4 protein-coding genes are annotated in these 6,694 nt (G+C 64.3%); 2 read left to right on the forward strand and 2 right to left on the reverse strand.

Annotated features, from left to right (window positions below):
- Positions 1 to 165: 165 nt before the first annotated feature.
- Entirely contained in the window at positions 166 to 1,890 is a 1,725-nt protein-coding gene (locus tag A3AS_RS0136140; protein WP_018322332.1) for a methyl-accepting chemotaxis protein, read from the forward strand.
- Positions 1,891 to 2,014: 124 nt separating this feature from the next.
- Here the strand turns inward: A3AS_RS0136140 and A3AS_RS0136145 are convergent, their stop codons facing one another.
- Positions 2,015 to 2,674, reverse strand: coding sequence for a peroxiredoxin (locus A3AS_RS0136145; protein ID WP_018322333.1), 660 nt, complete (start codon positions 2,672 to 2,674; stop codon positions 2,015 to 2,017).
- Between the two features lie 392 nt (positions 2,675 to 3,066).
- On the opposite strand from A3AS_RS0136145, the gene A3AS_RS0136150 reads away from it, so the two are divergent.
- Positions 3,067 to 3,639 carry a hypothetical protein gene (locus A3AS_RS0136150; protein WP_018322334.1) on the forward strand — a complete coding sequence of 191 codons (573 nt, stop codon included), beginning with the start codon at positions 3,067 to 3,069 and terminating at the stop codon, positions 3,637 to 3,639.
- Between the two features lie 39 nt (positions 3,640 to 3,678).
- Here A3AS_RS0136150 and A3AS_RS0136155 read toward each other — a convergent pair whose 3' ends face one another.
- Positions 3,679 to 5,532, reverse strand: a complete 1,854-nt coding sequence (locus tag A3AS_RS0136155) for an alkaline phosphatase family protein (protein WP_018322335.1) — start codon at positions 5,530 to 5,532, stop codon at positions 3,679 to 3,681.
- Between the last annotated feature and the right edge of the window lie 1,162 nt (positions 5,533 to 6,694).

The following is a 6,694-nucleotide window of genomic DNA, read 5'->3' on the forward strand; positions in this document are numbered from 1 at the left end:
CGAAGGTCATCGCGAAACCAGACGATGACAGGCGCGCTCGACGTGGTCAGGGGTGTCCTCGTTTACGATTTGGAAACCATGCCGCGCGCGGCGGTGTGAACTGTCGTTAATGCGGCCGTAAGCCGACTGCACCATTATGCAGGAATTACGGGGGTTGTTCCATTCATGTCCAAGATTCTGAAGTTCTTGCCGCAGTTCAAGCTCGGCACGAAGGCCGTTCTATGTGCCGTGCTGCTGATCGGCGTGAACACCGCGCTCGTGGTCGGCGTCGGCTATTGGTCGCTGACATCCGCCTTCAACGATCGCGCCTTGCGCGACATCGAGGTCAACCTGCGCACGCTGGCACTGGCCTTCACGGAGACCGTTCCGGCCGCCAAGATCACGATGAAGGATGGCACGGTGGCGCGCGCCGAGATCCCCAAGATGCCCGAGTTCAAGGACCACGCCATCGTCGATCGCGCGGTGTCCTATGTCGGCGGCAATGCGACCCTGTTCGTGTTCGACGATGCGAGCGGGCAGTTCGTGCGACGTTCCACCAACGTGAAAAAGGAAAACGGCGACCGGGCCGTCGGCACCCAGCTTGCCGCCGATCATCCGGGGCAGGCGCCGCTGCGCCGTGGCGAGGCCTATAGGGGCCCGGCCACGCTGTTCGGCAAATCGTTCATGACTGCCTATTTCCCGATCGCGGACGCGGCCGGCAAGGTCGTCGGCATTCTCTATGTCGGCATCCCCATGATCCAGTACGAGAGCATGCTGGCCCAGGCGATCGAGAGCATGGCAGCGGCCGCGGGCCTCGCCGCGCTTCTGGTGCTGGTCCTGACCCTGCTGGTCGTCCGCCGCATCACCCGGCCGCTCACCTCGGTCACGCACTCGCTCACCGCGCTTGCCAACGGCCAGAGCGACGTTGCGATCGAATGCGAGGATCGCGCCGACGAGATCGGCGAGATCGCCCGCACCGTCGCGGTATTCAAGAGCAATTCGCTGGAGCGGGCGCGGATGCGCAGCGAGCAGGCGGCCGCCACGGCTGCGGCGGCCGAGCAGCGCAAATCAGACCTGCGCAGCTTCGTCGAGGAGTTCCGCGGCAGCGTCGGCGGCATCCTCGACAAGGTGCTGGCCTCGTCAGGCGAGTTCGAGCGCGCCGCGCGGCAGCTGACCGACGTCGCGCGCTCCACGGCCGACCTGTCGGCGCAGTCGGCAGGCGCGTCCGAAAACGCCTCCGAGCACGTGCGTTCGGCGGCGTCGGCCTCGGACGAGCTGTCTCAATCGATCTCCGAGATCACCCGCCGCGTGCAGGAATCCAACCAGATTTCCGCCGAGGCGGTGCAGCAGGCCGAGGCGACCGATCAGCGCATCGCGCAGCTCTCCGAGGCGGGCGCCCGCATCGGCGACGTCGTCAAGCTGATCACCTCGATCGCCGAACAGACCAATTTGTTGGCGCTGAACGCCACCATCGAGGCCGCGCGCGCGGGCGATGCCGGTCGCGGCTTCGCGGTGGTGGCCCAGGAGGTCAAGACGCTGGCCGGCCAGACCGCCAAGGCGACCGACGAAATCTCGAACCAGATCGCCAGCATGCAGCTTGCGACCGAGGAATCGGTCGCCGCCATCAAGGCGATCGGCCAGACCATCGAGCGCATCAGCGGCATTGCCGGCTCGATCTCGGCGGCGGTCGAGCAGCAGAAAAGCGCGACCCACAACATCGTGGCAAGCGTTCGCGCCGCGGTCTCGGGCACGGCCGATGTCGCCGTCAACGTCCGCCACGCCGCCAAGGGCGCCAGCGAGACCGGCGAGACCTCGAGCCGGATGTTCGCCTCGGCCCAGGCGCTGTCCGGCGAGAGCCTGCATCTGAAGGCCGAGGTCGACGGTTTTCTGGACCGCGTGCGGGCGGCCTGACGCTGGCTGACACCGTCATCCCGGGATGGTCCGAAGGACCAGACCCGGGATATCGAGATTCTCAGGTGCGCAAGTGCGCACCATAGTTCGGTGCTTCGGACCGCCCCGGAATGACAGTTCGTTGTTACTTCGGCTGCGGCACGATGCGGATGTAGGGCTTCGGCTCTTTCCAGCCCTGCGGGTAGATCGTCTTGGCCTCGTCGTTGGAGACTGAGCCTGCGATGATCACGTCCTCGCCCTGGTTCCAGTCGGCCGGCGTCGCGACGCGATGCTTGGCAGTGAGCTGCAGCGAGTCGATCACGCGCAGGATCTCCTGGAAGTTCCGGCCCGTCGTCATCGGATAGACCAGCACCAGCTTGATCTTCTTGTCCGGCCCGATGATGAAGACGTTGCGGACGGTCTGGTTGTCGGCGGCGGTGCGGGTGAGGGGATCGCCCGAGATCGCGGCCGGCAGCATGCCGTAGAGCTTCGAGACGTTGTAATCGGTGTCGCCGATCATCGGATAGTTCGGAGCCGCGCCTTGCGTCTCCTTGATGTCTTCCGACCATTTGGCATGGCGGTCGACCGGATCGACCGAGAGGCCCATCAGCTTGACGCCGCGCTTGTCGAATTCCGGCTTCAGCTTGGCGAGCGCGCCGAGCTCGGTCGTGCAAACCGGCGTGAAGTCCTTGGGGTGCGAGAACAAGAGCGCCCAGTTGTTGCCGATCCAGTCGTGGAACTTGATCTTCCCTTCGGTGGTCTCGGCTTCGAAGTCGGGTGCGGTGGTGCCGATCGGGAGTGTCATGGTTCTACCTCATCACATTGAATATACTGGAGAATTTGTCTGTGGCCGTTCCCCTCATTATAGGGGTCTTGCAACGCCAAGTGAACGCCAACTGAACCGGTTAAAGTAAAATGTGAATTCCTTCCTTGAAGGGCCGATTTTCTAGCAACTTATTGTTACACCCGCACCTGCGGCGAAACAGCTCCACCCGGGGTCACACGGTCTCGCTCGCCCCGATAATGCCTTTTATGACTTCCATCACGCCCGCCCGGCGCGTCTAGAACCAAAACGGTCCTGACAGCGACCAATTGGCAACCATCTAGAAAAGTCGCGATCCCCGTATCGAATCGTTAACCACCCCTTTACGCCGGCATGAAAATGCTGGCCGATCAGAAGAAATCTGGAAGTGAACTATGTCTGCCGCTGCGCCTAACTCTGCTGAGTCGCCGTCCCTTGAACCGTCCTGCCGCGATACCGCGGCCCATGCACTCTCCATCGTGCGCGACGGCGTGATCACGGGCGAAGGCCCGACGACCAAGGGCCGGGTCCATTTCTCCCGCTCGCTCGATGCCGATGACACCGCCTGGTGCACGCGCATCCTCACCGCCACCGCCGTCAACGACCAGCCGGTCAGCCGCGCTGAGGCCGAGGTCCTGTTCGAGATCAACGAGGCCGCGACTGAACGCACCGATGGCGGCCGCTTCGATGATCTGCTCGCCAAGGCGGTTGCACACTATGCTGCAAGCGCCTCGGGCCTGAAAGTGCCGCCGCGCAGCGTCGCGCTGTCGGCCGATGCCGAGATCGAGAGCTGGGCCCCGTCCTATGCCTCCAAGGTCAACAGCGAGATGCTGGAGTGGATCGCCGGCCAGATGCGCGGCAAGCGCCACAACAACCGCCGCCTGATGGCGTTGGTGGCGACCTTCCTCGGCGCCACCGCGCTGCCCCTGGCGGGCCAATTGCCGAACGTTTTCGACATCGGCATGTAAGATTTCGCGCCTCTGACGAGGAGCATTTGAACGGCGGGGTTATTTCCCCGCCGTTTTTTGTTTGCCGCCGTCCGGCTCGAGGCCGAGCGTGCGGCCCGGGAAGCCGGCGGCGTCGAAATAGCGCTGGCTGCCGACGCGCTGGAAGTTCAGCACGGTGGTCAGGCCGCCCTCCGCGGGCTTGGACTTCATCGTGCCGGCATACGCCTTCGGTACGGTGCCGTTGGGCATGGCTTCCGACATCACGCGGCCGGCCAGCTCTCCTTTCTGTGTCGCGCTTAGGCCCATCAGCCGGGCGGCCGTCATGCCGACGTCGGCATTGCTGACCGGAAGCTCGTCGACGAAGCCGGCTTTGAAGTCCGGGCCGATCGCCGCCATGAAGTTCATGGTGTCGCCGCGGCTGAAGCTGCCATGCATGCCCTGGCCCTGGCGCAGCACGGTGTCGGCGACCTGCACCGAGCAGTTGGTCGGCGCCTCGCCGCATTCGCTGGCATAGGAGCGGAAGTTGACGACGATCGACGGCGTCGGCGTCGCTGCCTTGCCGCGCAGATTGATGCTCGACAGCGGCAGGGTGCCGGGGAAGCGGCCGAGCGAGTCCTCGACGAACAGGCCGGACACGTAGTCCTGCGCGAGCAGCGCCTTGATGGTTTTGGCCGCCAGCTTCTTGTCCTTGTTCGGGAGATAGACGAGGTCCGAGCCGCCATTGGTGGCGACGACGAGGTCGGGCTTTTCCGGATCCTTGCCGAGCACGCCGTTGCCGGCCTTGGGATGCTTGTTGCCCTCGATCTTCGCGTTCTTGTCGTTGGGATCGAACAGCGGCAGGTCGAGCGCCTTGGCGAGGTCGAGCGCCAGGAAGCCCATCGGCAGGAAATCCTTCGGCGTGTCGTCATAGCTGACCTTGGCCGAGGGGCTGGTCTTGCTTTCCTTGGAGATGGTCGAGAAGCCGTGGTCGGCGGAGACAATGATGTTGGTCGAGGCCGCAAGCCCGAGCTCGTCCAGCGCCTTGCGGAGCTGGGCGAGGTTGGTGTCGGCATTCTTGATGCCGGCCATCGACGTCGGGCCGTTGATGCCGGGCATGATCTGGTTGAGGCTGTCGCCGGTATTGTGCTGGCTGCCATCGGGGTCGCGCGACCAGAACACCAGCACGAACGGCTTGTTGCGCGCCTTGAACATCGGCAGCACCACCTTGGTGGCGACGTCGGCGAAATAGGCCTGCTGCGCGACGTTGGCGACGGTCGTGCCGGGCGTCTTGGCATCGCCCGCCTTGGAATTGTCACCGCGCGGCGGCGTGGTGGTGGGCAGGCCGGCCTTGGTCAGGGCGTCCTTCACCTCGTCCGACAGCGCGACCCCGTTCTTGCCGCCGGTGGCGTCGTCGAACACGACCGAATGCAGGCCGGCCTTCTCGGGCTTGTCGGTGTGGTCGAACTGATAGGTCGGGCCGACCTTGCCGATCGCGGCGGTGCTGAGGCCCTTGTCGCGGGCGAGCTTCAGGATGGTCTCCTCGTTGAGGTAGTCGCCCTTAAAATGCTCGTCGATGTCACCGAGCACGGCATCGTTCTCGATGAAGGGGACCACGGTGTCGCCGGCCGGGACGGACGTGTAGTTGGTCCAGATCGTATTGGAAAACACCCCGGTATCGCCGAGATAGTGACCGGTCGACATCGCCGAGCCGTTGGCCATGGTGAAGGTCGGGAATAGCGAGTGCGGATTCTTGAAGTTGACGCCCTTGTCGCGGATTTCGGCCATGGCGGGCGCCGTGTCGGGATTGACCTTCAGCGCGCGCAGACCGTCCGGAATGAACAGGATCAGATTGCGGGGCGTGTTGTTCTGGGCAGACGCAAATCCGGTGGATAGCACTGTCAGTCCGGCGGACAGCAACACCAGTGAACGGCGCATCGAAATCTCCCTGCGAGGCGGCTCGGCCGCAACCCGCGGCCCCCGGTTCGTTTAGTTTCGCTGCGTGACGGTTTTGTTACAAGGCCCGTCGCCGATGCAAGAGGGGTTGGGGGAGGGACTTGTTAGTCTCGTGTCCCGGACGCGCTGCAGCGTTCTTACGCAGCTGCGCAGAGCCGGGACCCAGAGGGCCGCGCGGTTCGCAGCCACATGGGCCCCGGCTCTGCAGCGCACCGCCGAAGTGGCGCTGCGCAGCGTCCGGGGCACGAGAGCGGAGTTTGGCGCAGAGCTGCATCAACATCGTCATTGCGAGCGGCTTGTCCGCCGGAGCGCGAAGTCAAGCCATCCACAATCTCTCCCCACTGACAGTATCCATCCCGTCATCCTGAGGTGCGAGGCGTGCGATGCGAGCGCATCGCATGCGGAGCCTCGAAGGATAAACGGCCGAGCTGGTGCAGCCGGGCCGTCGCCCTTCGAGGCTTGCACTGCGTCGCTGCCGCGCCGCAGTGCGCGCACCTCAGGGTGACGGTGATGGATAGAGCTTGTGGCAGCATTCCTTATTCGCTTTCGACATGCAGACAGCGCGGCGCAGCTTCGCATCCTCGCGGCGCATCTCGCCCGAGCTTTGCTCGTCGCCTCACCCTCTCATGAAAGAGGGCGCAGGGAAGGCCGGGAGCCGGTTGGCTCCCATCGACCGCCATGCGAAGAGCAGATTGCGTGTGCTTCATGCATAGCGGATAACAGGGCAACCGGAGCATCCCGGCCTTCCCTGCGCAGTGGCTTTACGGCTTATGTCGTACTCTCCCCGGGGAGCGTTGCACTATTGCCCCCGTCGCCTTGTGGATGACTGATGCGCGTGCCCGGTTGGACCGCCACATCACCGCAAGACTTGGCGCACAGACCCCGGGCGCCAGGACCACACGATTTTGCCGTACGCGGATCACACCGGTCGTGTGCGCGACGGTCTTGCTCACGGTTGCCCGCCCTGCAAAACCCTCAGCGCCGATGTGACCCACGTCCACCGCAACCCGGCCCGCGTTCGTGACGATCGCGATACGCCCCTCTTCGTTGGGCCGGGATGCCGCGACACATACGCGATTTCCGAATTTCGGTAAAGTGGAATATTTTTGCCCAAAGGCGTTGACCCAGGACTCGGGTGTTTTGC

Origin of the sequence: Bradyrhizobium sp. WSM2793 (assembly GCF_000379585.1) — a bacterium.
GTDB lineage: Bacteria > Pseudomonadota > Alphaproteobacteria > Rhizobiales > Xanthobacteraceae > Bradyrhizobium.

Excerpts from the sequence above, each read along its gene's own strand:
- A3AS_RS0136140 (WP_018322332.1), top strand. The coding sequence starts at position 166 with ATGTCCAAGATTCTGAAGTTCTTGCCGCAGTTCAAGCTCGGCACGAAG.
- A3AS_RS0136145 (WP_018322333.1), bottom strand. The coding sequence starts at position 2,674 with ATGACACTCCCGATCGGCACCACCGCACCCGACTTCGAAGCCGAGACC.
- A3AS_RS0136150 (WP_018322334.1), top strand. The coding sequence starts at position 3,067 with ATGTCTGCCGCTGCGCCTAACTCTGCTGAGTCGCCGTCCCTTGAACCG.
- A3AS_RS0136155 (WP_018322335.1), bottom strand. The coding sequence starts at position 5,532 with ATGCGCCGTTCACTGGTGTTGCTGTCCGCCGGACTGACAGTGCTATCC.